The sequence below is a fragment of the Candidatus Krumholzibacteriia bacterium genome (genome assembly GCA_035649275.1).
GTDB lineage: Bacteria > Krumholzibacteriota > Krumholzibacteriia.
The window spans coordinates 12,891-37,339 of sequence record DASRJW010000120.1 but is presented as its reverse complement, the minus strand read 5'-3'; the positions used below and the strand labels follow the sequence as shown (position 1 = coordinate 37,339).

Genomic DNA, 24,449 nt, shown 5'->3' with positions numbered 1-24,449 from the left:
TAGCGGTCGCGCAGGTCGACGAAGGCGAGCCCGCCGTGGTCGCGCTGCCGGTTCACCCAGCCGTTGAGAACGATCTCCCGGCCCACGTGCTCCCGCCGTAACTCGCCACAGGTGTGGGTGCGGCGCCAGCTCATCGACGCTCCCCGCTCTGCTCCAGGAGCGCCGCCACGACTTGGGGCGCCAGCTCGCGACGATGCGACGCCTGCGCCCCTTGCACCAGATCGCGCACCACCACTTCGTCACGCTCCCTTTCTTCGGCGCCGAGAATCACCGCCACCAGTGCTCCGGCGCGGTCGGCACTCTTCAGCTGTGCCTTGAGCGACCGTCCGGACAGATCCACCGCCGTCGGCGCGGCGCGGCGCAGCTCCCGGGCCAGCTCCAACGCCGCCAGACGGGCGGACTCTTCCTGGGGCAGCACCTGGATCGGGGCGCCGCGGGGGCTCGGCAGGGTCTGCGGCCGCGTCTGCTCCAGGGCGAAGAGGAGACGCTCGATGCCGGCGGAAAACCCCACCGCCGGTGTCGGCGGGCCGCCACACGCCTCCACCAGTCCATCGTAGCGCCCGCCGCCGCCGAGGGCGCTCTGCGCCCCGAGCGGCGGATAGTGCACCTCGAAGGCGGTGCGGGTGTAGTAATCGAGCCCGCGGACGATGTGCGGGTTCTCTCGGTGCGGGAGGCGCAGCCGGTCCAGGCCGCGGAGCACGGCGGCGTGATGCGCGGCGCAGTCTTCGCAGAGGTGCTGGCGCAAGAGTGGCAAGCGCTGCGCCACCGCCCGGCAGCCTTCGTTCTTGCAGTCGAACACCCGCAGCGGGTTGTGGACGTGGCGCTCGCGGCAGGTGGGGCAGAGCGCCTCTTGCTCGGCTTCCAGTGCCCGGCGCAGCAGTGTTTCGTAGGCGGCACGGCAGCCCGGGTGGCCGACACTGTTGATTTCCACCTCCAGGTCCTCGAGGCCGAGCTCCTGCAGCACCGTCATCATCAGATCGACGATTTCCAGGTCCTGCTCGGGCGCGGCGCTGCCGATGGCCTCGGCCCCCAGCTGGAAGAACTCGCGGAAGCGACCGGCTTGCGGCCGGTCGTAGCGGTACATGGGACCGAGGTAGTAGAGCCGGCGCACGCCGCCTTCACGTCCCATGCCGTTCTCCAGGTAAGCCCGCACCACCGCCGCCGTTCCTTCCGGCCGCAGACTGAGGCTGCGGCCTTTGCGATCGAGGAAGGTGTACATCTCCTTCTGCACGATGTCCGTGTCGGCGCCCACACCGCGCACGAAGAGCTGGGTGTCCTCGAACAGGGGCGTGCGGATCTCGCCATAGTCGAAGCTGGCGAAAGTGCGACGCACCTGCGCGTCGAGGTGCTGCCAGTGTCTTGCCTGCTCCGGCAACAGGTCCTGGGTGCCGCGCTGGCGCTGGAATCGCATCATGGCCTCGGCTGAATGCGGCCCTGGGTCCATTCCCGGCCGCGTGCGGCCCCTCAAGGCTTCCCGGCCGTTCAGGAGAGAATGGGATCTCGGCGCCGCCGCGTCCACAGCGACCAGGCGAGACAGCCGCAGGTGGCCCCCAAAAGGTCGGCAACCGCATCGAGCACATCCTTCTCTCGCCCCGGGACGCGGCCCTGCGAGAGTTCGTCCAGGCTGCCCACGACGAGGCCGACCAGAGCTCCCTGCAACGCTGGCCAGCGCCCGCCGCGCCGGGCCCGGCCCCAGAGCGCCCCGAGAACGGCGTACTCACCGGCATGGAAGAGCTTGTCGATTCCGGCGATGCCGGCACCCGGGGGCTTCAGGTCCGGGATGGAGGAAAGGCCAAACACCACCCCGAGCCAGAGAGCGAGGTGGAACCAGCGCGAGCGCAGGAAAGTCGGCATGCGTCCCTCGTGTCTGGAGTCGGCTGCACCGGCGCGGGAGCGTTCTTTCAAGGCAGATCCGTGCCCGATCTCCGGCGCGACGAGGCTGCGGCAGACCGGCTCGAGCCGCCGCTCCCGCGCACGGTGAGGCTCACTGCCCTGGGCTCGAGGGAGACGAGCTCGATCCAAGGTGGCAGCTGCGGGATCACGGGCACTTCGATGTGATGACCCGGGGTGAGGCGGCTGGCGTCGAGGAAGAGTCCGATGTCGGCGCCAGCGAGGGCGCTGAGGCGCGACTCGGGTCCCCCCAGGGTCAGCACGGCGTGCGACACCTCGAGTTCGACGTTCCAGCCGGCCCGTGCGGGCGGCACCACCGTGAGCGGCACTTGGGACAGGGTGCGGAGGCGCCGGCGCTCGGCCACCCAGCTCACCCGCACGCGCTCGGGAACGCACTCGACCTGCGGCGCCGCCCGGGCGAGCGAGACCTCCTGCGTCGCCGGCCCGCGCCGGGCCGGAAGCGCCAGGGGCTGGGTCAACACCGCCTGCAGTCCGGCCACGATGGGCTCGGGTCCGACGCAGAGCACCCTGGGCGGCTCCACCCGTGGCGAATCAGCCAAGCAGTAGCCCTCGGTGGGGGTGGCGTTCCACGACAGCGCTACCGGCAGTTCGCGCTCGACCCGACGCGCCAGGCGCAGCGCGATCACCGAGGGCGAAAGAATGCGCTCCAGCGCGAGGCGGTCGCTCGCCGGGGGATCGATGTCGGTCAAGCTGGGGACGACGCGATCCAGGCTCGGGGTGGCGGCGGAGAGATCGATTTTCGCCGCCACGGTGCCCATGACGTTGACATGCAGGATCATCTCTTGGGCCGGACCGGAAACGAGCACGCGCATCTCTGCCGGCGGTCGCTCCAGGAGCATCAGACTGTCCGGCAGATTGACGTAATGGATCGGGATGCGTTGCTCCCGTTCGATGACCTTGGCGCCGTGGACGAAGGACCAGAGCAGGAGAGCCAGCGCGAGGGAGAGCAGCTTCAGACCCAGGTTGTTGCGCAGCCGTGCCGGCAGACGCATCACGGACCCCGGAACAGGCACTTCACTCGGCCCCAAGTGGTCGGCGTCACCGGGGTGGTGCACGGGCAGTCGGCGGTGCAATTCATGGTGGAGATGATCGGGATCGCTTCCACCAGCTCGGGCTTGCCGTTGATGGGATCGATGGGGTCGCAGATCTTCACCTGGGGCTTTTCGAACACCAGGGAATCCGCCGGCACCGAGGCGCCCTTGATCTCCAGGCGCACGTCGGGGACGCGGAAGTCCTCAGGCAAGTTCCTGTCGACCTGCTTGAGATCGAAGCTCACCAGCTCCACCGGTCCCGCGGCAAGAAAGCAATTTTGCAGGATGACGCTCAGACCATTGGAGCCGGTGAGAGTGCCATCGATGTGGCCGATGCCGCTGTGAGGCGGCCTCTCGTCGCTGATGACGAAGCCGGCGGGCACATCGATGCTGAGGAGGGCGCCGTTCAGCAGGGTGCCGTCAGGAACCATGGCGAAGACGTAGGCCCGGATGGCGGGAGCGAAATTCAGCACCTCGGCCACGCACACCTGGGCGCGGTCGTCGAAGAACACCCCGATGGTGTGGCTCTGCCCGGAGGAGGAACCCCAGAGAAGCGGCAGCAGCGCCATGGCGCCACCGGCACCCTGCAGACCTTTGGGCAGCATGGATCCATCCCTTGGGGAGGCACTCACTTGCATTCTATGCACGTTGGGCGCCTGCCGCAAGGCAAGGGGCGCACGCGCCCCTCCTGAGCTCGCAGGCCAGGGTGGAGCACGGCGGCGAGATTTCAGCCGAGGTATTCGGCGATGCCGTCGGCGAGGCGGGCAGCGTAGGCCCGCTGCGCTTGCACCAGCAAGATTCGATCGTCCCTGCTGGTGATGAATCCCAGCTCCACCAGCACCGACGGCTTATCGATGGACTTGAGGACGGCCAGAGGACCTTGCTTGACGTCGCGGAGAGCGGCGCCCTCCACCCGCCCCAGGTGGTCCAGCAACATTTCCGCCAGCGCCTCGCTGAGCTTCATCGTCTGGTTGCGGGTCATGTCCATGAGGATGTCGACGATGGGGGCGTTCACCTGCTCTGGCGGCACGCCGCCCACGAGATCCGCGGCGTTTTCCCGGTCCACGAGCTCCCGCGCCGCCTTGTCCTCGGAGCCCTCGATGGAGGAGAAGAACACCTCCGCGCCGCGCGCCTTGGAGGGAGCGGAGTTCACGTGCAGGCTGACGAACAAATGCGCGCCGTACTGGCGGGCGATGCTCTGGCGCCGGCCGAGGGGGATGAAGGTGTCGCTGCTGCGGGTGAGGATGGCGCGCAATCCCTGCCGCCGGTTGAGCTCGTCCCGGAGCAGGCGCCCCACGGCGAGGGCCACGTGCTTCTCCTGCAGCCTCCCGTACACCGTGCCGGGATCCTCGCCGCCGTGACCCGGATCGATGGCGACGATGCGGTCCCCACTCTCGCGCACCGCGCGCACCTGTGCTTCCCGCGCGGCACGCTCGTCGTCGCTCAACCGCGGCGTGATGTCCACCACGATGCGATGACCCCGGTCGCCGCTCGGAGCTTGCGGGAAAACGCTGGCCTGTGAGGTGCGGGAGAACTGGATCACGATCTCCACGCCAGCGTCGGTCGGGCGGGCGTAGACACGGCGCAGCACCGGGTCGCCGGGAAAGGTCTCATCCAGGGACTCGGCCAGCTCCGCCCCGTGCACTTGCAACACCACCTGGGGTGGCGTGTCGAAGACGCGCACGCTGAAACGCGCCTCGCTGTCCAAGTCCAGGACGAGCCGCTTGTCGTCGGCGGCCTCGAGCCAGTGGCGCAGCTGCAGGATGCGCACGCGCGCTGCTCGCGCCAAACCGGAGGGCAGAAGGAGCAGGAGAGGGACGCTGGCAAGGAGCTGAAGGAGCCTACGTCTGGAACAGGAGCCCGCGAGGATCGCTTCCGACACCGCACCCACCCGCCGTGGCGACCGGCGCTGCCTGGCTCGTCCTTCGGCGTCGTGCAAAGCCGACTAGTCGACGATGACGTCGGTCTCGATGATGAACTTCATGGGGTCTTGAGGCAGGCCGTTCTGCATGACCTCGTAGTGCACGTGCGACCCCGTGGCCTTGCCCGTGCTGCCGACTCGGGCGATCCGGTCGCCGCGCCGGACGCGCTGCCCGGGGCCGACCAGCAGCTTGCTGCAGTGGGCGTAGCGGCTGATGATGCCGTCCCCATGGTCGACTTCCACCAGGAGGCCGTAGCCGCCCCACAGACCGGCGCGGGTCACGGTGCCGTCCGCAGTGGCGCGCACCGCTGCGCCGGGGTGGGCCGCGATGTCGATGCCGCGGTGCATCGCTGCCTGTCCGGTGAACGGATCCATGCGGCGGCCGTAGCGGCCGGTGATGAATCCAGTCTGCACCGGCCTGACCGAAGGCGTGCGGGCCCAGATCTGCTCCCTGGCGCGCAACGTCGTCAGGATCTCGTCGTAGCTCTCGCGCTGGATGCTGGCCTGGCGCAGCATCTGCGAGATGCGGCCGCTCACCTGGTCCAGGTTCTCGTCCAATGGCTCGGGCAGTGTGCCGCTGTCGTCCAGCACCAGGGGACCGCCGACGCCGGCATCGAAGACGTCGGTGTGGATGGGCTGGAGGCTGGCGAGGAGGCGCAGACGCTCTTGCACTTGCCGTCCCTCCGCCATGGCTCCGTCGAGGGAAGCGAGCTGGGTTTCGATGACCGTCAAGCGCTCGCGCAGTTCCTCGTTCTCCCCGTGGAGGCGCAGCATTTCGCGGCCTTCCGACAGAGCCCCGAGGTAGCGGACGCCGAAGAAACCGATCAAGCCGAGACCGAGGAGCAGCACACCGGCGGCAGCATAGAAGGCCGCCTGGGGTACGCGGAACTGGCGCACGTCATCGTCGTCGGGAACGTACAAGAAGGTGAGCTTCTTGCCGGGAGTGGGGCGCCAGCGCCGCAGCCATCGCATGTCGAGAACTGCTCCCTGTGATTCGGCGGCCGCTCACCCGCCGTCACCGGCAAGGATTGCGCACTCGCCGCCCTAGGAATGGACGTTCGTCCACCTCGGCGTAAACCGTCAGGACTTTGCAAGCCTGACTTCCGGCTCGTCAAGGCATTTTCCGCGCCAAGGGGGGAAAGGCCGGGACGGGTCCAGTCTGGAGAACCGCAGCCCTGCCTCAAGCAGAAACGTCGCAACGACTTGCGTTTTGCTCGCGGGAGCGAGCCGGGAGCCGGGGCCAGAGACTGGCTCCAGGAGGGGCGAGGGCACGAAGAGACTTGGCCAGGTTCGCCACTGGCCGAGCCTCGGGCGGTGGTGAACGATCTCATGACGGAGTGCCGCCGGGGGATTCGCCTTGGGGCGCCGCGCGCCTGCGGGTCGTTTCCCCCAGCGGTTCCTTACGAGGGTGCGTCGTTTCCGATCATTCCTCGACGTACGCCAAAAGTCCTTCCCCCACGCGGCCGGCCCGCAGCTTGTCCAGGGCCTTCTCCTTGATTTGCCGGATGCGTTCGCGAGTGAGCCCCATGGTGGCACCGATCTGCTCCAAGGTCAGCGGCTCGATCCCGTCGAGGCCGAAGTAGAGGCGCAGAATTCTCTGCTCCCGCGGCTCCAGCTCCTGCAACGCCGCCTGCAGATCCTGCCCCAGGGTGCGGGCGAAGGTCACCTGGTCCGGCCGGGCGCTCGACTCGTCCGCCAGGCAGGAAAGGAGCGAATTCGGATCTTCTTCGCCATCGAAGCCCTCGTCGAGGGAGAGGCTGGGATGGGACACGCGCAAGGTCTCCCGCACCTCCTCGCGGCTCAAGCGCATGCGCGCGGCGATCTCTCCCTCGTCCGGCGGGCGTCCCAGCTCCTGCTGCATCTGCCGCGACACCTTGCCGATGCGGTACAGGGCGCCGGCGCGGTTGAGCGGCAAGCGCACGACCCGGGACTGCTCGGCCAGCGCCTGATGCATGGACTGACGGATCCACCACACGGCGTAAGAGATGAACTTGAAGCCACGCCGGTGATCGAAACGCTGGGCCGCCTTGATCAGCCCCAGGTTGCCTTCGTTGATCAGGTCCTCCAGCGACAGCCCTTGATTGGCGTACTGCTTGGCGATGGAGACGACGAAACGCAAGTTGGCCCGGACCAGGTGATCCAGCGCCGCCGCGTCCCCTGTTTCCACCCGCTGCGCCAGGGCCTTTTCTTCCGCGCGGGAGAGCAATGAAGTCGCGTTGATCTCGCGCAGATAGATGTCCAGGCTGCCTTCGACGTCCCCCCCACGAACACGCCCAGTCGACATGACCTCTCCTTGACTCCGGGGATGGTGAAACCCCCGTGAGACCTGGGTGGGGGGATAGGTCTCACGGCGCCCGCAGGCGGCGTGCATGGTGGGGATGGTCGACCGGCGGCTTGGGGAACCACCGGGTTGCGGGTGGAACCGTGCTCAGGAACGGGGTCGCAAGACCACGTGGCGCACGGTGCCGCCCTCCTTGATCTTCAGAGTGATCGGCTTGCGCCGGTCCTGAAGCTCGGCGCGTATGGCGCCGTAGTCTTCGATGCCTTGGATCTCCCGGTTGACGATCTCCAGGATCATGACGCCCGGTCGCAGGCCTTGCTCGGCGGCCGGGCTGCCGGCTTCGATCTCGGTGATCACGACGCCGCTCTCGTCCGCGCTCAGGCCGTACTTTTCCCGCACGGAAGGCGAGGCCACATCTTCGACGCGCAGCCCGAGCCAGCCCAGCGAGGGTTGCTGGGCGGCGGGGGGGCCCACGGTCTCGTCTCGCATCTCGCTCAGGGTGACTTGGAGCTCCAAGTACTTGCCGCCGCGGAATACCTTCACCCGCACCGTCTTGCCCACTTCCGTCCCGGCCACGAGGAGGCGGAACTGGGCGGCGTTGCTCACCGGGCGGCCCTCGAACTCGACGATGACGTCGTCGGCCCGGAGCCCGGCGCGCTCCGCCGGGCTATCGGCGGTGACGCTCTGCACCAGGATGCCCCCGGCCAGGTCCCAATCGTTCCCCTCGGCCACGGCACGGGTCAGCGCCACCGGCACGATGCCGAGGAAGCTCCGGCGCACCCGCCCGGTGTCGATGAGCTGCTGGGCCACCGCCGCCGCCAAGTTCACCGGGATGGCGAAGCCGATGCCCTGACCCTGCGCGTTGAGGGCGCTGTTCATGCCGATCACTTCGCCGCGGATGTTCACCAGCGGCCCGCCGCTGTTGCCGAAGTTGATGGAGGCGTCGGTCTGGATGAAGTCCTGCAGATCGATCTCGGCGCCCATGATGCTGAGTTCGCTCCGGCCCTTGGCGCTGATCACACCCACGGTCACCGTGCCGGCGAGCTGCTCGCCGAAGGGGTTGCCCACCGCGATGGCCCAGTCGCCGACGCGGATCTCGTCGCTGTCGCCGAGAACGAGAGACGGGAACGGTTGGCCGTCCCGCGCCGGCTGGGTGATGCGGATGACCGCGATGTCGGTGCGTGGATCCTGGCCGACGATGGCGCAGGGGTAGCTTTCGCCGTTCAGGAAGGTCACGTTCAGCTCCTCGGCCCCGTCGATGACGTGGTTGTTCGTCATGATGTGGCCGCGCTTGTCCATGACGAAGCCGGAGCCCGAAGTGGGCCGCGGCGGCCAGCCGCCGCGCGGGGTGAAGTCGCGGAAGAACTCGTCGTAGGGACCGCGCTGGCCGGTCTGCACCTCGCCGCGCCGCACCTCGACGTAGACCACCGCTGGGCTCACGATCTCGGCGACACGGGTGAAGGGACTGTGGACACTCTCGACCGGACCGTAGCCGTTCGTCTCCACCTTCGGCCGGGCGGCATCGGAGCGCGGTGCCGGCGGCGCCTGGGCCCCGGCCACGCCGGGTGCCACCAGGAGGAGAACGGAGAGCGCGGCGAACGCGGAACGCATGGGAAACGCTGCCTCCACGCGGCGGGAGTGGCGCTTGCCTTTCGTGGGGACCGCTGGTCGCAAGGATGCGACGGTTCCGGGCGCCTTTGTCCCTACCAAAGCGAGGTTGGGGGCCCCGCAGACTGCCAGGAACCTGCCCCTAGTCTACGTTCGCTTCCGGCACACTGTCAACGACACCGCCCGGCTTCTGTTCCCCGCCTGCCCGTTGCGTTTCCGAGCCGGAAGCGTCGCGTCCCGGTGCGGTTGCCCCTCCGCAGCCCTCCTGATAGCGTCCGGGGGCTGTCCTGGTCGAGGAGCGCCGGGAGGTCCCGCGGATGGCGAGCCCCAGCGTCGTCTTCGTTTCCGACGCCCACTTCGCGCTGCCGGTGGATGCGGCAGAGCGCCAGCGGCGCCGTTCCTTCCTCGACTTCCTCGCCTCGCTGCACGGCGTCGAGCAGCTGGTGATCGCCGGCGATCTCTTCCAGTTCTGGTTCGACCTGGGAGGCACGCTCCCGAAGGGCCATTTCGATGTGCTCGAGGGTCTGGCGCGCCTGCGGCGCTCGGGGACGCGCATCGACTACCTAGCGGGAAACCACGACTACTGGCGCAGCCGCTTCTTCCGCGACGAGTTGGGGATCGACACCTACCCGGAGGGGTTGGAGCTCGCGACCCAGGGCCGGCGCGTTCTCGTCCTCCACGGCGACGGTGCCGGCCCGGGCGATCACGGCTACAAGATGTTGAAGCGCGTCGTGCGCCATCCCGCCACCATCGCGCTCGGGCGGACGCTGCATCCCGATACGCTCTACGCCTTGGCGCGCCGCGTCGACCGCTGGTCGCACCGGCACACCTCGCAACAGCACCTGGACGAGGGGCGTCTCGAGACGGCGGCGCGGCAGGCCTTCGCCCGCGGCTTCGACGCTCTGGTTCTCGGCCACGTGCACACCCAGCTGCACCGTCGCCTGGAGGGCGGCGAGCTCGTCGTCATCGGTGACTGGCTCACCCTTTTCTCCTTCGTGCGTCTCCAGGGTGGCGTCTTCACTCCCGGCCGCTGGGAGCACACCGGTGCGTGAGGCGGACGAGGGGGTTGATGTCTTCGTGCTGGCCTCGGCAGCGGCGTGGCCAGCTCAACGCAAGACGGCGAGACGCCCGCGGCTCGAGCCGCGGGCATCCCGGGCCACGTAGACGTAGACGCCGCTCGCCACCGGATTCCCGTCGGCGGCGCGCAGATCCCAATGCAAGCCGCCTCCCAGCGGGTCGCGCAGCTCCCGCACCAGGTCGCCCTCGAGGTTGTAGATCTGGATGCGCGTGTCCGCGGCGGCCTCGGCGAAGACGACCTCGCTGCCCCGCGCCGGGTTCGGCACCGGGAACACCTGCGTGGCGCCGGTCCCGGCCACGTAGAGTCGATGCACCGTGTCGGCGGCGGTGAGGGGCGCAGCATCGGCGCGCGCCCGCACCAAGCTGGCGATGCGCAGCAGATACGGAATGCCGCGTCCGACCCAGGGCGTCCCGGCGGGAAGGAAGACGAGAGTGTGGTCGGGATCGGGGTGCTCGACGCGGTCGATGGGGACGGGCGCACCGTTCCAGGACAAGTCGTAGCTGGCGTTCGCAAGGGCCACGTCGTCCGGTTCGCGGCTCCACTCCACCTCGAGGGCGCCGCTGGCGCTGCCGAGTCCCACACCGACGACGAAGAACGCCGGTGCGGAGCACTCGTGGCTGCTTTCGATGCGGCTCGCCGGCCCGGCGAGCAGACCCCACTCCGTGTCGCGCAGGCTGTCCACTTGCACCACGAAGGGGCCGCACGGCAGCGGTGCGTCCAGGCTCAGGTCCACGACGCGGCCGTCCTCGGCGACGGTGAGCTGCTGCACCTGCAAACGCTTCTCCCCCGCCTGCAAGTGGAATCGATGCGGGACGAGGCTCAAGGGGTGGAGCGCATTGCTGGCTCGCAGGCGGAGCGCCGTCGGTCCCTGCACTTGCACCGCAAGGAGACGGGGCAGCGGTTGCGCTTGCGCGACCACGCCGTTCGACTCCCCCACCACGCTGTCACCCAGGACGGCAACGACTCGGTAGGAATACTTCACGAAGGGAACGAGCATCGAATCGATCCAGGTGTTGCTCGTCGTCCTCCCCAGATCGACCCAACTCTCGGAGAATGGCGGCGTGCGCCGGACGACCACCTCACCGGGCATGTCCTGGAGCCAGGTGAGGCGCAAGCGGTCCGGACCCAGGGATTCGGCGCGGAGGCGCCGCGGCCCCCGGATGTCCTCCTGCAAGCGGTAGAGCGCCGAAAAGCCCCGAAACTGCAACACGAGCTCCAGTCGGCCGTCCGCATCCAGGTCGGCGACGATCGGCGCCTCACCTGCGGCGATGGGGGCGCGCAGGACGAGCCCTCTGGGTTCCGTCGCGCCTCGCGCCAGGTAGAGATCCTGCCCCTCCACCAGGGCGAGCCACACGGCGCCGCTCGGCGACAGCGCCAGAGCGCTGCCGATATCTAGATAGTTCTCCAGCGCCAGGAATGGATAACGGCCCGGAACCGTGCTGCCGTGGCTGACGAATTCGACCACCGCCGTGGGGTAACCATCGCCGGCGGGATCGACGGTGCGCTGGGAGCCGACGAGGAAGCCGCCCTCGGGCAGCGCAGTGAGGTCATAGGCGTAGGTGCCGCCGCTATCGATCTGTCGCTCCGGCCTGAAGATTCCATCTATTCCGCGTTCGAAGACGGTGACGAAGCCCTCGGCGTCACCGCAGGCGATCTCGAGTCTGCCGTCCCCGTCGAGGTCGCCTGCGACCGCATCGGCGCCCCAGGCGTTGAAGCCGGTTTGCACCGGGTTGTCCAACCGCTGGAGCAACGCCGGCGCCCGTCCCGCCGCGTCGTCGTAGAGATAGAGCGCGTCGTCGCGGGCAAGGATGGCTTCGAAGGCCGGATCGGCGTCGAGTTGGAAGAAGCCGAGGGCACGGAGGTCGCGCAACGAGGCGGCAACGGAATCGGGGAAGCCGCCTGGTGACCGCGTCACCAGCCAGGTGATCCCCAGGCCGTCGGCGGGGAGTCCTTGGAAGAGCAGGTCGTCCGCGCCGTCGCCGTTGGCATCCGCGGTACTGCGCGGGAAACCATCGCGACCGGTGTCGTAGACTCGGACGAAGTGGTCGTCGACCACGGCGTACGCTTGCATCGTCTGGCCCGACCCGACTTCGACGCGCCCCCAGACGACCGCTCCGGCCGGCGACATTCCCCAGGTCTCGGGAGAGAACGGGCCGAGGTCCAGGAGGGACAGCGCTCCTTGCGGGCCCGGCAGATCGGCCTCCCCCGGCCAGGGTGAGAGCATGGGCGGACGCGGCACGGGAAGGTCCAACCGCCCACCGGCTTCGTTCTCCACGCTCACGATCCAGTCCGCAGCGGTCGGCACGGCCGGTTCTTCCAGTTGCACTCGGGCGCTGAAACCGGCGTCGGCGAGGAGCGGGACAGAATCGCCGACCGCGGTCACACGCAAGCGGACGGCCTCATCGGCGTGCACGGACACGAGCCAGCGCGGCTCGCCGGCGCGCCATCCTTCCTGCACCGCCAAGGTGTCGACGACGGGAGCGGTGCGATCGAGCTGCAAGACCCCGTGCCTCTCGCGTCGGCGCCCGTCGGCGGTCTGCACCGCGAGCGTGTACTCCCAGAGACCTGGAGGAGCGCCGCCGAGAGCGGCGGCGGCGAGGGTGTCCGCCACCACCTGCCCTGGAACTGCGGCGAGGACGGTGCGCATCTCCCCCGTGGGTCGATGCATCAAGGTGAGGGAACGACGCGGGAGGTCGCCGCTCAGCACCGTGCCGACGAGGGCGAAGCGATCCTGCTCTTGCTCTTCCGCCTGCACCGTGACGATGAGATCGTCGGTGCTCTGCACCGCGGCCACCCCGTCCGCCTCGCCGTGTCCGAGAGCAGCGGTCCAATCCACCCCTGGAGCGCGCCGCGCCGCCGCCACGAGGAGTGCCCGGGCCCGCACCGCATCGGGCTTGTCGGCGCGGCAGAGGACGATGGCGGCGAGGCCCGCCACGTGGGGCGCCGCCATGGAGGTACCGCGGCGCTCGCCGATGCCGTCCTTCACCCCGTCGTCGTCGTAGTCCAGGGGCAGCAGGCTGCGGATGCCGGCGCCGGGAAAGGCGCTCTCCTCCCCCGGCGCCGCGAGCTCGACGCCCACTGCGGCGCCGTAGTTGGAGAAGGAGGCGCGGGCGCCGCTCCGATTGCTGGCAGCGACGCCGATGACGCGCGGATCGCCGCAGGGGAAGTGCGGCGCCTCGCTGCCGTTGTTGCCCACCGCCGCCACCACGATGACGTCGTGGGCCACGGCGTAGCCGATGGCCGCGCGCACCAGGCTCGACTCCTCGCGATCGCCCCAGGAGAGGTTGAGGACCCGAGCCCCGTTGTCCACCGCATAGACGATGGCTGCGGCGGCATCGTCGGTCTCCAGCGCCCCGCCGAAGAACTGATTGTAGGCGGCGCGCACCGGCATGAGACGGACGAAGGGAGCCACGCCGCGCAGCTTGCCATCGGCGGCGATGATGCCTGCCACATGGGTGCCATGGCCGTTCTGGTCGGAGGGATTGTTGTCGCGCACCGTGGCATCACCGAATCCTCCCTGACCGGGTGCATCGGTGAAGTCGAAGCCCCAGGTGTCGTCGACGTAGCCGTTGTCGTCGTCGTCCTGCTTCTCCCATTCCTCGACGAAGCCGTCGCCATTCTGGTCGCGCCCGTCGTCGTCGGGACTGGCGTTCCCCGGCTCGTCGTCGTTGTGCCACAAGCGCCGCTGGAGATCCGGGTGCGAGAGGTCGGCACCGGTGTCGATGACCGCCACCACCAGAGTGGTGTCCGGCGTCACCAGGGCCAGCGCCGCCGGGGCGCCGACGCGCTCCACGTTCCACGGGATCTCGCCGTCCTCCGCCGACTGCACCGCGGCGGGCGCGACGGGAGCGGCGGGCTGGGCGATCGCGCCGTCCAGCGTCAGAGACCGCACCGGCTCGACCTCGAGAACATCGGAATGGGCGCGCAGCGCCGGCAGCGCCGCCTGCAGTGCCGCGGCGCTTTCGAAGCGCAGCACCTGCCAGGCGTTGAGCGGATGGGAGAGCTCGGGCCCGGGGCTCGAGGCCCCGGTCGAGGTCGTCGCGGGCGACACGGCGAGGAGTGGCCGCGCCTCGAGCGGCGGTTGCGGCAAGGCGGCGAAGAGGACGGGAAGCGACCGGCTCTTGCCGAGTCGCGCTTGCGCCGCCGGCGCCAGCCGCACCGCGCACGCCACCGGCTCGGCCCACCCGGGGACGGGAACGCCGGCCACGGCCAGGAGCACGAGGCCGAAGGAGGACAGCCGCGGCCGCCGCAAACGGTGGTCCTTCCTTACAGATCGATGGCGAGGGAGAACCGGTGCGCGTTGCCGAGATCTGCGCTGACGGCGGTGAAAGCGTAGTCGAAGCGGTAGCCCGCCTTGCGCACGCCGACGCCGAAGGAACCGCTCTGGGTGTCGAAGCCGGTCTTCCAGCCGCCGCGCACGCTGAAGAGATCCATGTAAGTGATCTCGGCCCCGAAGTGATTGCGTGGATCGTCGTCGTTCCCCACCTCGAGATCGTAGGCGAGCACGAAATCGGTGCGCTGGTTGGCGAAGTGTCGCTGGTAATCACCGCCGGCGCGCAGCGTCACCGGCAACTCGAAGCCGTCCTGGATGAAGGACATCTCCGGGCCCAGGTGCTGCCCCGCCACCGCGAAGGTGAGGCCATCGATCCGGGTGTGCAGTCGCGCGCCGACATCCATGGCCCAGCCACTGGCCTTCTCGTCGTCGAGACCGCTGAACAAGCCCTTGACGCCGAGGCCGGCGTCGATGGCGCCGAGCTTGGCGATGCTGCCCAGCCGGCGGCCGTACGCGCCCTGCACCACCACTTCGTAGAAGTTGAAGCTGCCCTCGTCGATGCTGCTCGGAATCGTCCGGCGCTGGATGTCGTCCATGTACAGGCCGGAGAAGAGCAAGCCGAAGACGCCGATCTGGGTGGCGTGCGCCAGCGACGCCGATTCCACCCGCACCGTCTCCAGCCATTCGTTGTGCTGCAAGGCGATGCTCGTCGAGGTTTCCGCCGCCAGACCAGCCGGGTTCCAGTAGGTCGCCGTGGCGTCGGAGGCGAGCGAGACGCCGGTGTCCCCCATGCCGGCGAAGCGAGCACCGGTACCGAGACGGAGAGACAGGAAGCCCGCGGTGCCGGGCTCGCTGGCATGGAGTGCGGCCGGCAACGCGGCCAGGCAGAGGATCCAGGCGCCAGCGAGCAGCCGAGCCCGGCGGCCGCGACTAGGGCGCGGAAAGGAACGCATGAACAGAACCGTCCTCCTCGGGGAGCAGTCGGTCGGGCAGGGGGACCCCGGTGGGTCCGCGCTCATTTTAATGTCTGGCGCCCCCAGCGTCCAACGCTCTGGGTGAAGGAAAACCCGCCCGACCGCCACGACCCTCTCCCTTGCGCCCCACACGCTTCCGGACGCCAGGATCGAGCCTCTCCCGCGGCCTGACCAGCGGGCGCTCTCTCAGCGCCGGATCGCCACTGGAAGCACCCTGGTGCCGCCGGTCGAAAGCTCCATCCTTGCGAGATAGATGCCCGATGCCAGAGCTGAAACATCGAGGTGGAACTCCACGATCTCTCCCGTCGTCCCGGCGCGGCTCTGGCGGCGGACCCGTTCGCCCTCCAGGTTGTAGAGGTCGCAGAACGCGGTCGCCGGAGCGGTGAGCTCCACCCGGGCCCGGAGTTCCGCCGTCGCCGGGTTCGGCGCCACCACGAAGCTGGAAAGAGCGGCGTCGTTCCCCTGCGGCAAGAGCTCGCGCTCGAAGCGGGAGAGAAAGGCATGACCGCTGCCGCCGCCGACTTCCGCCCACGCCACTTCTCCCAGCTGTGGCCAGCTCCACACACCACAGTCCGTCACCGTTTGCGTGGACACTTCCTTCCGCGCCGGATCCCAGGCGCGTAGACGCGCGAAGCGCGCCAGCGCTGCCAGCTCGGCTCTGCCGTCGCCATCCAGGTCGGCCAGGAGCGGGCTCACCGCCAGCGCCGCCGGCAGCGCTGCCTCGAGCTCGCGCCGGCGCTGTCCGGTCCCATCCCAGACGAGCAGCGCCCCGCCGGGAAGATGCAGCAGCACTTCCACCGCGCCGTCGCCGTCGAGATCGGCCGCGAGAGGCGTGCCCGCCCCCGCGCCCGGTGCGGGCTCCGCCTCCAGGGAAGGATCGCGGGCGAAGACGCTGGGCCAGCCGGCGCGCTCGGCGCCGGAGAAGGAGAGCACATGCATGGCCCGCGTGCTCGCCACCAGGATCTCCTGCGAACCGTCGCCATCCAGATCGGCGAGGGCGAGCGGCGTTTGCAGGCTCTCGCCGAGACGCTCCAAGACCGTGACCTCCGCGGCGCCGCTCGCGGTCGGCGTGGCGCGGAGCAGCGTCCCCGCCGCATCGGCGAGGAGGATCTCGTCGTCGCCGTCGCCGTCCAGGTCGCCAGCGAGCATCCGATAGGGCGGCGCCACCGGCAGCGGCAACACCGACGTACTCGGAGACGGAACTCCGACGACGGGGCAGCTCGACGGCACCTGGAAGAACAGCTTCCCACTCGCAGCCAGCGAATCCGTCTCCACCCAGGCGAGACCTAGGGGCGAGGCCGTCGTCGGCCAGCGCACGCCCACCGGGCCGCCGCCGAGACGAGCGCCCGGAACTTGGCTCGCGACACGCTGCGGACAAGCCGGCGGCGGGAGCGAGGTCCACAGGTGCACGCCGCCGGCGTCTTCCGTGGCGACGACAATCTCCGCCGCCGCCGTCCCGCCGAGATCGAGCAAGGCGAGGGATCGCGGCGCGCCAGCGAGCGTGGTGACGAGGGGCGGGAAGAGCGCATCGTTGCCCGCGCCGCTGCCGTCGCGGTGCCAGGCGAAAACGTGCGTGCCCGGCAGCGTGTCCGTCGTGGCCACGAGAACGACTTCGCTCGCGCCGTCGCCATCCAGGTCCCCCACCGCCGGGGCGCTGGCCCAGGTGCCCTGCCGCTCCGGCGGCAGCGCGGCCCAGGGCAACAGTGTCGAGGCATCGCCATCGGCGGCGGGTAGATCGTCGAGGCGCCGGTCGAGCAGGTACAGCTTCCCCGCTTCTCCGGGAACGACGAGGGCCTTGCTGCCATCGGCCTGCGGCAAGGCCACGAGGTCGGCGCCGCATTCACCGTCCAAGAGTCGACGCGCCTCGGGGTGCGGCGCCACCTCCGGTCGCGTCGTGACATCGAGCCGTACTTGCAAGCGGGCTCGCGCCCCGGGCAGAGGGAAGCTCGGGTCGAGGGCACTCGTCGTCGAGTCCGGCAACGCCAGCAGCTCGAGGGACACACCGCTCGGCGCGCCCATCGTGGTCGCTGTGCTGGGAAGGGTCTCGGGTGCAAAGAGGTGGGTGCGACCGAAATAGTCCTCGGCGCTGCCGAAGGAGCGCACGTTGTCCGGGAAACGGTCGAGATCCTCGATGCCGTCGGCTTCCTCCACGTCCACTCCCTTGCGGCGCGGATCGCTCTGCACGTTGGTGCCGCCCTGGCTCAGCACCTCCTGCATGGCCAGCTCGTCCACGTGCAGGACGAGGAGCCCGACCCCGTCGCCCGCTGTGTCGAGGCCCACGAGATCGGTGAGGAAGAAATCCCACTCGGCGCCGGCGAAGGTGTCGATGGCATCGCCCGGGGAGAGGATGCCGTCGCCGTTGGTGTCGACGTAGTCGAAGGCGCAGTTGCCGTTCTTGTCCTCGAAATGGAAGAAGCGCGGCAGCAGCGTGTCGCCGCACACGACAGGCCCATCCACGTCCTCGCGCACGTAGCTGACCAGGAAATACTCCCGCGCCGAGACGGGGATCCTCGCCACGACGGAGTCCGGCGGTCCGGTCTCTTGGTCGCGGAGCACGAACTCGCCGTCCCCCACGACGTCGATCGGATCCACCCAGCCGACGAGCATGCGGTTGAAGGTGCAGGGCAAGGCGGGGATGAAACCGTTCGCCACCCACAGCCCGTAGCCCATGAGGCAGAAGTTGCCCACACCCTGTGCATCGGGAATCGGGGTGGGATCGGGGTCGAAGAGGGGCAGCATGCCGAGCTTCTGGCCGATCTCGTGGGCATAGACTCCGAGGGCCCCGGTGCGTGTGCCCCCGGTCACCTCCAGATCCTGCACCTCCCACTCGGGCAGCACGATGGCCTCGCGCACCAGCACCCCATCGGCGGTGGGATGGCCGAGTTGCACGCTGTCCGGGGTGGAGAGCACTTCGCGGAAAGCGATCTCATCGATGAACCCCGACCAGATCTGGGTGGGCGAGTTGCCGGCGATGTCCGATTCTTGGCCGGGGCCGGCGTGAAGGACGATGCAAGCGTCATAGGCGGCGAAGTCGACGCTGGGGTCGAAGAAAGTCACCGCTTCCCCGCTGAGCCGCACCATGAGGCTGTCGTAGGCGGCGTAGTCGCCGTAGAAATCCTGGGGTTGCGCCGCCAGCGCCACGCCGTCGGGGACGTCGACGCGCACCGTGGTCCGTCCCGACGAAGCGGCGGTGAAATACTGCTGCACCTGGGAGAACTGCACTTCGTAGTAGAAGCGATCGTGCAGCTCGCCGGGCGGGGAATCGCCGAAGCGCAGGTCGGGAAACTCCACCCGCAGCGCCAGGAGGCGGAGCGTGTCCGGCGCCGTGGCGAGGCGCTGCGCTTTCCCCGCCTGCAGACGCGCCATGGCGGCGGCAAGATTCTGACGCGACACGCTGTGGGCTGGCGGCGTGGTGCGGCCGCGCTTCCCCGGCAGCGGCGGGGCGGCGTGCAGAGCACCGGCAAAGAGGAGACAGAAGCCGAGGGCGAGGACGAAGGCTGGGGCGGCTCTCGGCAAAGGGGCTCCCACGCTGCGGTCGGAGAGGGGTGCGGACAAGCGAGAAGATACGGAGGGGCGCGGGCCGGTGCAACGGCAGCGAACGGAGGAAACCCCTCGCCTTCTCGCGGCACCGCCCCTGATCGGCACCGGAGTCAGCTCGGGGTTCCCTGCCGCACGCTGGAGCGGGCACAGCACTCCCGCAGTCCCATGTCGCCCCAGCGCGTCGACGCCCTGGGGCGTCCCGGCGAGGCTCAGTTGCGCTGCTTCGCCTGCACCTTCGTCCGCTTCTGCGTCGCTTTCGGATCCGGCGGCAGCGGACGCCGTTCTGCTTTCTCTTGCCCGCGCCGCAGGTCCCGTCGCACCGAGGCGGGGACGCGTCGAGCGCCGCGCGGCGACTCCACGCGCTCGCGGCGCTCCCGCTGCCGCGACGGCTCGAGGGCAACGCGTTCCCGGGTGCGATCGGGCAGCCACGTCGCCCGCGGCATTGCCGCTGGCACCACCGCCGCCGGCCCGGCGAAGGGACGCTCTGCATACACCACATGGTGATAGTGGTGCAGCGGGTGATACACGACGTGCACGCCCGGGACGTAGTAGCGGCTGTACACCGGACGGCAGTAGCCGGTACCGAACTCCCAGCTCCAGCCGAAGCGCAGTCCGGCGGAGAACCGTGGAGCCGGCGGCGGCAGGTAGACGCGCTCGTAGGCATAACCGAGATAGCGCGGCGCCGTGCGGACCTCTTGCACATAGAAGTAGCTGTAGTCGGCGGTGAACGTCGCTTCGTCCCAGTGCGGGAACAGCAAGCGATGCACGTCGTTGAAGGCCAAGAAGGGATCGCCCTCGATGCGGAACGGATGTCCGTCCAACCGCCAGGAGCCGCAGTCACCGCGGAGGCTCAGATCGAGAGCGGCGAAATCGAAGGGCTCGGGGCTCGCCAGCGCTTCGACGTAGACGATGCCGCTCGTCCCCCAGCGTGACGCCGGCCAGGCCAGATCCCGAGGCCCGAGCTCTACCTCCATGCCTGCAGGAACCCAGCCGTCGTCTTCCCACCAGCGCGGGAAGAGCAGGCGCACGAAACCATCGCTGTCGATGGCATAGACGAGGTGATAAGCGTCGACGTCGCTGCTGAAGCCGAGGCGCACCGTCTCGCCCTGGGCGTAGACCGCGCCCTCGCCGCGTTCGAGGCGGAGATGCACCTGCACCTCGCCGTCGTACCATGGGTTCAGGTCCGCCTCGTGGTCGGCACGCGCCTGACTCCCGAGGAGGAGCAGGATCGCCGCCGCGCCGCTCGCGACCTGTCGCGTCGCGCCTCGATTCCATGCCGCCGTCGAGGGAGCGCTGCCGCGCCGGGAGCCGCGCATCACTGGACCTCCGGCTGCACCGGCGTGTCAACCGCAGGACCGAGCGGCTGCGGCTTGAGCTCGTAGTTGTTCGGATCGATCTGGTACGCCCAGTCGAGGAGCACCGATTCGCTGTCCATCCCGACGACCGCGAGCTTGCCGACATTGAAGGGCTCGAAGGTGTTGCCGGGCCGCGTCTCTTCCCAGATGCGCACCATGATCACGTGACCCGGGCGCAGCGGCACCTCCGCCACCGGATTCCAACCGGCCTCGGAGAACCAGCTGACGCTGGGGTCGTCGAAGTCGACAAAGCCCATGTCCTGCAGCTCCACCACCTGGGGATGAGGCGTCCGTAACACCGGGATGCCGCTCACGACGGCGAAGTAGACGTCGGTGAACAAACTGGTGGCGCTCATCGCGTAGCCGTAGGGCGAACGCGAGAAGTCGTAACCGCTCTGCTCGAGCATGGGACCGTCGGCGCGATAGAGGCGCACGCTCCCCGCCGGGCGGGGCGTGTCGAAGGTGGTGGAAGTCTCGGTAAGGGCGCTCTCGTTCCCCGAGGTATCGAAGGCGGAGACACCAAGGAAATAGGTGTTGCCGTTGACGAAGGCGAAAGGCACGCCGGCCGGCAAGGTTTCGCCGCCGATGATGAGATGGTGCTGCGTCACGGGGACGTCGCCGAGACGATAGTAGTCGTGGTCATCCTGGCTGATGAACACGGAGAAGCCGGCGAGATCGTAGTCTCCCGGCGCCGTCCAATAGACGGTGACCTCGCCATCGCCGGTGATGGACCAGAGGTCGTGGGGTTCTCCCGGCGCGGTGAGATCGTCGGTGCCGACCACGCGCCGGCTGGAATCGTAGCAGCCGGTGGCGATCAGGCCGAGCACGCCGAGTGCGAGCAGTGTGCGCATCCTGTGCCTCCCTGACTTCCGGCCTCCGCGTTGTTGCCGGAATGCAAGACGCTTCTTCGAACGTGACCTGGGCGCGACCGGGACTCCGAGGTCGCGCGACGACGACGAGCGCATAGGCCATGCCAGGGAGGGAAAGCGACGGCGGAGCCATGCGGCGGCCGAGAATGCCCCGGGCCCACAGCGTGGCGCCGAATGTTGTGGTCTGGCTGAAACGGGTTGTCTACTTTCCGACACGGGTCGGAAGCGAGGTGTGGAGGATGCCGTCTCAGGGAACCATCGACCATCGCGTGGAGCTGCCGCCCGAACTCGCCTGCCCGCGCTGTCGCGGGCCGCTGCGTGCCACCGCTCGAGACCTCGTCTGCGCGCAGCACGGCCAGGCGGCGCGTCGCGGCGCGGACGGCGCTCTCCTCTTCGCCGACGACTCCCTCTACTGGGGCGAAATCGAGCGCGCCTCGATGCGGCAGATCCTCGAGGCGGCGCGCCACACCGGCTGGCAGGAGGCGCTGCGTCGGCACTTGCAGCCGCCGTCTCTCCTCCCCTACGTGCAGCATCCCTCCCGCGCCGACTGGCGAGTCCTCGTACCGCTGGAGCGGGAGCGCACCGTGAGCCTCGACGTCGGCGCCGGCTGGGGCGCGGTGAGCTTCGGCCTGGCTCCGCACGTGCTGCGCCACTACGCGGTGGAGCGCGTGGCGGAGCGCCTGGAGTTCATCGCCCTGCGCCAGCAGCAAGACGGTGTCGCCAACCTGGTGCCCGTGCGCGCCGATCTGCACGCTCTGCCCCTCTGCCCCGGCAGCCTCGATCTGGTGGCGGTGAACGGCGTCTTGGAATGGGCCGGACTCGTGGACCCGGAGCCGACGCCGGGAAGGAGGCCGCGGGCACCGGACGTGTTGCAGGAGGCCTTCCTGCGCCAGCTGCACGCCTTGCTCCGCCCGGGCGGTTGGCTCTATGTCGGCATCGAGAATCGCTACGGGCGTGTGTTCTGGCGCGGCACGCCGGACCACCAAGGCCTGCGGTTCACCAGCTTGATGCCGCGCCGGCTGGCCCGGGCGTACACGCGCCTGCGTGCGGCGCACTCGCCGCGCACCTTCGTGGCGGAGCGCGACTATCGCACCTGGACCTACTCACTCCGCGGTTACCGCCGCCTCTTCGCCCGTTGCGGCTTCCGGGACCTGCAGGCCTATGCCGTCGTTCCGGGCTACAACGCCCCGATGCAGCTCGTTCCCCTAGCGCAGAGCGGCCCATTTCTCTACCTGACGTCACGCCTGCGCTCGCCCCGCCGGGGACTGGGCCCGTTGCGGCGCGCCGCCCATCTCCTTGGGGCTGCCACCGGTTGGGAAGCGCAGATCACTTCTTGCTACGCCTTCATCCTCCGCACTCCGGAGCACGGTGCATGATCCAGCTCCTGGAGCAACACCTGCGCGGCCATTGGTCGCTGCTCGATCCTGCGACACCGCCGCCATCGTCTGTCCACTGGCTGAAGCTCGGCATGGAGGAATACCCAGAGAAGGAGTCGGCGCTCCTCCTCCTCGCTTTCCCCGCCCACGGGCGGTGGCCGCTCGCGGTCGCCAAGGTGGCCCGTGACCCCGAGGGCAATGCTTGGTTGGAAGGCGAAGGCGAGCAGCTGCGGCGCCTCGGGCAAGTCCTGCCGGAGGCACTGGCCCGGCGGGTGCCGCGGCTCTTGCATCAGGGACGGATCAACGACTGCGCTTTCCTGCTCATGACCGCGCTTCCCGGAGAAGTCGAGCTCCACAACACCTGGGGGGCCCGGGGCGCCGGCGGTCGTGGCGCCCGGCTGCAGGCAGCGCTGGATTGGGCCTTGGACTTGGCGGCGGCGCTGCCGTCGGCACCCCTGCAGCCGGCGGCATGGCTCGGCACCGAGGCGCTCGCCGCGTTTTGGGAGGATGCGATTCAGGTGGGTTGGGACGCGGCCTTGCGCCAACAACTCGAAGCCCGGCTCGAGCCGCACTGGCAGACGCACTGGCCGGCGGGGTGTGCCCACGGCGACTACTTCCCAGGCAACGTCCTCTTCCGCGGCCGTGCTCTCTCTGGGGTGGTGGACTGGACGCTGGCGACGGAACGCGCGCCCATTTTCCTCGATGTGCTCACCTATGAGTGCAGCTTCGCCGTGCAGGCGGCGCGTCGGGGGAGACTGCCGGAGTGGCGGGAGATCCGCGCCGTGCACGACCTCGCGCCCCTCCGCACTGCTCGCTTGCGGTTGCAGTCGCAGGGAATCGACCTTGGCCTCGGTCGGCCAGAACGATTCTTCACCCTCCTCGCCTTGCACCGGACCGCGCGTCGCGCCGGTCGTCGGCCCATGGGGCTGGCGTTCGCGCGCATCCTGCAGGCGGAGCTGGCGGGTCGGTGAGGATGCCGCTCCGTCTCCTGCAAGTGGTGGGTGGAGCTGCGGACCCCGCCTCCGGCGTCACCGGCGTCGAGCGCGTGGCGCAGACCTTGGTGGCCGGCCTCGACTTCGCCCACTACGTCGCGTATCCGGAGAGCGGCGCCCTCGCCTCGTGGTTCCGCTCCCGGACGGGCGCAGTGCTCTCCGCCATGCCGCAGCGGCGCTTCGACCGCGCCTGGGTGCGCCAGCTCGGCGCTTTCATCGAGGCCCATGGCATCGACGTCGTGCTCAGCCACGGCCTGCGCTACGACTTCCTCGCTAGCCGCGCCTGTCGACCCCGTGGCGTGCCGCACGTCGTCTCCCGCCCGGCGCCGCTGGCGGGAGAAGCCACGATGCCGGCGCTGCGCAAGTTCCTCTACGGCATCGTGGACACCTGGACCCTGCACGTCTGCACCGGGATCGTCACGGTCTCCGAGGCCTCGCGGCGGCGCATGCGGGCGACGCAGGGCGTGGCCTCGCAGCGGATCACGGTGATCCCCAACGGCATTCGCATCCCCCAGGTCTCCGCCGCCGAACGCGCCGCGGCCCGCCGCTCCCTGGGCGTCGCCGACGACGACACGCTCCTCGGTGCGGCGGGACGACTCGTCACTGGCAAAGGCTTCGATCAGCTCTTGCTCGCGGTCGCACGCTTGCGCCCCGCCCCGGCACCGGTGCTCACGATTCTCGGCGAAGGCCCCGAACGGGGGCGGCTGCAGGACCTCGCCCAAGCGCACGGCCTCCGCCTCCACCTGCCTGGCTACGTCGCCGAACCGGCGCCGCTGCTGGCGGCTTTCGACCTGGCCGCGCTGCCTTCAAAGGCCGAGGGCTTGCCGCTTTCGCTCTTGGAGACCATGGCGCTCGGCGTCCCGCCGGTGGCGACTAGGGTGGGAGGGATTCCCGAGCTCATCGTGCACGACGAGTGCGGTCTCCTGGTCCCGGTGGGTGACGTGGGGGCCTTGGCGGGAGCCCTCGGGCGTTTGCTCTCGGACGCCGACTTACGGCGTCGCTTGGGTGCGGCGGCGTCTCGCCGGATCCGCGATCACTTCAGCCTGGAGACCATGCTGCAGACCTTCAGCCTTTACCTCCGGAGCCTCAACCCCGCTTCCAGCGCGAGACCGGTCGGCTGAAGAGCCCCGTGGCAGCGGCTTGCGCCCATGCTGGAGGGACCCGGCCGGGGCGGGGAAAAGAAAAGGCCGCCACGCTCGTGGCGGCCTCTTCCCGAAGGACCGAAGAACGACGACGGAGA

At 69.5% G+C, this 24,449-nt stretch carries 17 protein-coding genes; 4 read left to right on the top strand and 13 right to left on the bottom strand.

Going from position 1 to position 24,449, the window contains the following annotated elements:
- Positions 1–130: 130 nt before the first annotated feature.
- The 8 genes from hisS to VFE28_13000 all read right to left on the bottom strand — a co-directional run bounded on the left by hisS (position 131) and on the right by VFE28_13000 (position 8,755).
- Positions 131–1,414: a histidine--tRNA ligase gene (gene hisS / locus VFE28_13035; protein ID HZM16919.1), complete on the bottom strand. Its 1,284-nt coding sequence runs from the start codon at positions 1,412–1,414 to the stop codon at positions 131–133.
- Between the two features lie 68 nt (positions 1,415–1,482).
- Complete coding sequence (locus tag VFE28_13030; GenBank protein HZM16918.1) at positions 1,483–1,854, bottom strand: VanZ family protein; 372 nt, start codon at positions 1,852–1,854, stop codon at positions 1,483–1,485.
- Positions 1,855–1,901: 47 nt separating this feature from the next.
- Complete coding sequence (locus tag VFE28_13025; GenBank protein HZM16917.1) at positions 1,902–2,903, bottom strand: hypothetical protein; 1,002 nt, start codon at positions 2,901–2,903, stop codon at positions 1,902–1,904.
- The gene (locus VFE28_13020) at positions 2,903–3,547 is read right to left on the bottom strand and encodes a hypothetical protein (GenBank protein HZM16916.1); all 645 of its coding nucleotides are present in this window, start codon (positions 3,545–3,547) and stop codon (positions 2,903–2,905) included. Before VFE28_13020 ends, VFE28_13025 begins: the two co-directional genes overlap by 1 nt.
- A gap of 122 nt (positions 3,548–3,669) precedes the next feature.
- On the bottom strand, positions 3,670–4,713 hold the full coding sequence (locus tag VFE28_13015; GenBank protein HZM16915.1) for an N-acetylmuramoyl-L-alanine amidase: 1,044 nt from the start codon (positions 4,711–4,713) through the stop codon (positions 3,670–3,672).
- A gap of 174 nt (positions 4,714–4,887) precedes the next feature.
- A complete protein-coding gene (locus tag VFE28_13010) occupies positions 4,888–5,835 on the bottom strand; it encodes a M23 family metallopeptidase (protein ID HZM16914.1) in 948 nt (315 codons plus the stop codon).
- A 451-nt stretch (positions 5,836–6,286) separates the two neighbouring features.
- The gene (locus VFE28_13005) at positions 6,287–7,147 is read right to left on the bottom strand and encodes an RNA polymerase sigma factor RpoD/SigA (protein HZM16913.1); all 861 of its coding nucleotides are present in this window, start codon (positions 7,145–7,147) and stop codon (positions 6,287–6,289) included.
- A gap of 144 nt (positions 7,148–7,291) precedes the next feature.
- Positions 7,292–8,755: a trypsin-like peptidase domain-containing protein gene (locus VFE28_13000; protein HZM16912.1), complete on the bottom strand. Its 1,464-nt coding sequence runs from the start codon at positions 8,753–8,755 to the stop codon at positions 7,292–7,294.
- Between the two features lie 314 nt (positions 8,756–9,069).
- On the opposite strand from VFE28_13000, the gene VFE28_12995 reads away from it, so the two are divergent.
- Positions 9,070–9,804, top strand: a complete 735-nt coding sequence (locus VFE28_12995; protein ID HZM16911.1) for a UDP-2,3-diacylglucosamine diphosphatase — start codon at positions 9,070–9,072, stop codon at positions 9,802–9,804.
- A 54-nt stretch (positions 9,805–9,858) separates the two neighbouring features.
- Here VFE28_12995 and VFE28_12990 read toward each other — a convergent pair whose 3' ends face one another.
- The 5 genes from VFE28_12990 to VFE28_12970 form a co-directional block, all read right to left on the bottom strand.
- Positions 9,859–14,082, bottom strand: a complete 4,224-nt coding sequence (locus VFE28_12990; GenBank protein ID HZM16910.1) for a S8 family serine peptidase — start codon at positions 14,080–14,082, stop codon at positions 9,859–9,861.
- Positions 14,083–14,096: 14 nt separating this feature from the next.
- On the bottom strand, positions 14,097–15,056 hold the full coding sequence (locus VFE28_12985) for a PorV/PorQ family protein (protein HZM16909.1): 960 nt from the start codon (positions 15,054–15,056) through the stop codon (positions 14,097–14,099).
- A 207-nt stretch (positions 15,057–15,263) separates the two neighbouring features.
- Complete coding sequence (locus VFE28_12980; GenBank protein ID HZM16908.1) at positions 15,264–18,593, bottom strand: hypothetical protein; 3,330 nt, start codon at positions 18,591–18,593, stop codon at positions 15,264–15,266.
- Between the two features lie 233 nt (positions 18,594–18,826).
- On the bottom strand, positions 18,827–19,933 hold the full coding sequence (locus VFE28_12975) for a DUF4384 domain-containing protein (GenBank protein HZM16907.1): 1,107 nt from the start codon (positions 19,931–19,933) through the stop codon (positions 18,827–18,829).
- A complete protein-coding gene (locus VFE28_12970; protein HZM16906.1) occupies positions 19,933–20,823 on the bottom strand; it encodes a hypothetical protein in 891 nt (296 codons plus the stop codon). The genes VFE28_12975 and VFE28_12970 overlap by 1 nt, the downstream gene beginning before the upstream one ends.
- 257 nt (positions 20,824–21,080) lie before the next feature.
- Between VFE28_12970 and VFE28_12965 the strand changes: the two genes are divergently transcribed.
- The 3 genes from VFE28_12965 to VFE28_12955 are packed head-to-tail and all read left to right on the top strand — an operon-like array spanning position 21,081 to position 24,330.
- Entirely contained in the window at positions 21,081–22,217 is a 1,137-nt protein-coding gene (locus VFE28_12965; GenBank protein ID HZM16905.1) for a class I SAM-dependent methyltransferase, read from the top strand.
- A complete protein-coding gene (locus VFE28_12960) occupies positions 22,214–23,188 on the top strand; it encodes an aminoglycoside phosphotransferase family protein (protein HZM16904.1) in 975 nt (324 codons plus the stop codon). Before VFE28_12965 ends, VFE28_12960 begins: the two co-directional genes overlap by 4 nt.
- A gap of 2 nt (positions 23,189–23,190) precedes the next feature.
- Entirely contained in the window at positions 23,191–24,330 is a 1,140-nt protein-coding gene (locus tag VFE28_12955) for a glycosyltransferase family 4 protein (GenBank protein ID HZM16903.1), read from the top strand.
- Positions 24,331–24,449 lie beyond the last annotated feature (119 nt).

Bases quoted from the DNA above. Each gene is read 5' to 3' on its own strand.
- hisS (HZM16919.1), bottom strand. From the start codon at position 1,414: ATGATGCGATTCCAGCGCCAGCGCGGCACCCAGGACCTGTTGCCGGAG.
- VFE28_13030 (HZM16918.1), bottom strand. From the start codon at position 1,854: ATGCCGACTTTCCTGCGCTCGCGCTGGTTCCACCTCGCTCTCTGGCTC.
- VFE28_13025 (HZM16917.1), bottom strand. From the start codon at position 2,903: ATGCGTCTGCCGGCACGGCTGCGCAACAACCTGGGTCTGAAGCTGCTC.
- VFE28_13020 (HZM16916.1), bottom strand. From the start codon at position 3,547: ATGCTGCCCAAAGGTCTGCAGGGTGCCGGTGGCGCCATGGCGCTGCTG.
- VFE28_13010 (HZM16914.1), bottom strand. From the start codon at position 5,835: ATGCGATGGCTGCGGCGCTGGCGCCCCACTCCCGGCAAGAAGCTCACC.
- VFE28_13005 (HZM16913.1), bottom strand. From the start codon at position 7,147: ATGTCGACTGGGCGTGTTCGTGGGGGGGACGTCGAAGGCAGCCTGGAC.
- VFE28_13000 (HZM16912.1), bottom strand. From the start codon at position 8,755: ATGCGTTCCGCGTTCGCCGCGCTCTCCGTTCTCCTCCTGGTGGCACCC.
- VFE28_12995 (HZM16911.1), top strand. From the start codon at position 9,070: ATGGCGAGCCCCAGCGTCGTCTTCGTTTCCGACGCCCACTTCGCGCTG.
- VFE28_12985 (HZM16909.1), bottom strand. From the start codon at position 15,056: ATGCGTTCCTTTCCGCGCCCTAGTCGCGGCCGCCGGGCTCGGCTGCTC.
- VFE28_12975 (HZM16907.1), bottom strand. From the start codon at position 19,933: ATGCGCGGCTCCCGGCGCGGCAGCGCTCCCTCGACGGCGGCATGGAAT.
- VFE28_12970 (HZM16906.1), bottom strand. From the start codon at position 20,823: ATGCGCACACTGCTCGCACTCGGCGTGCTCGGCCTGATCGCCACCGGC.
- VFE28_12965 (HZM16905.1), top strand. From the start codon at position 21,081: ATGCCGTCTCAGGGAACCATCGACCATCGCGTGGAGCTGCCGCCCGAA.
- VFE28_12960 (HZM16904.1), top strand. From the start codon at position 22,214: ATGATCCAGCTCCTGGAGCAACACCTGCGCGGCCATTGGTCGCTGCTC.
- VFE28_12955 (HZM16903.1), top strand. From the start codon at position 23,191: ATGCCGCTCCGTCTCCTGCAAGTGGTGGGTGGAGCTGCGGACCCCGCC.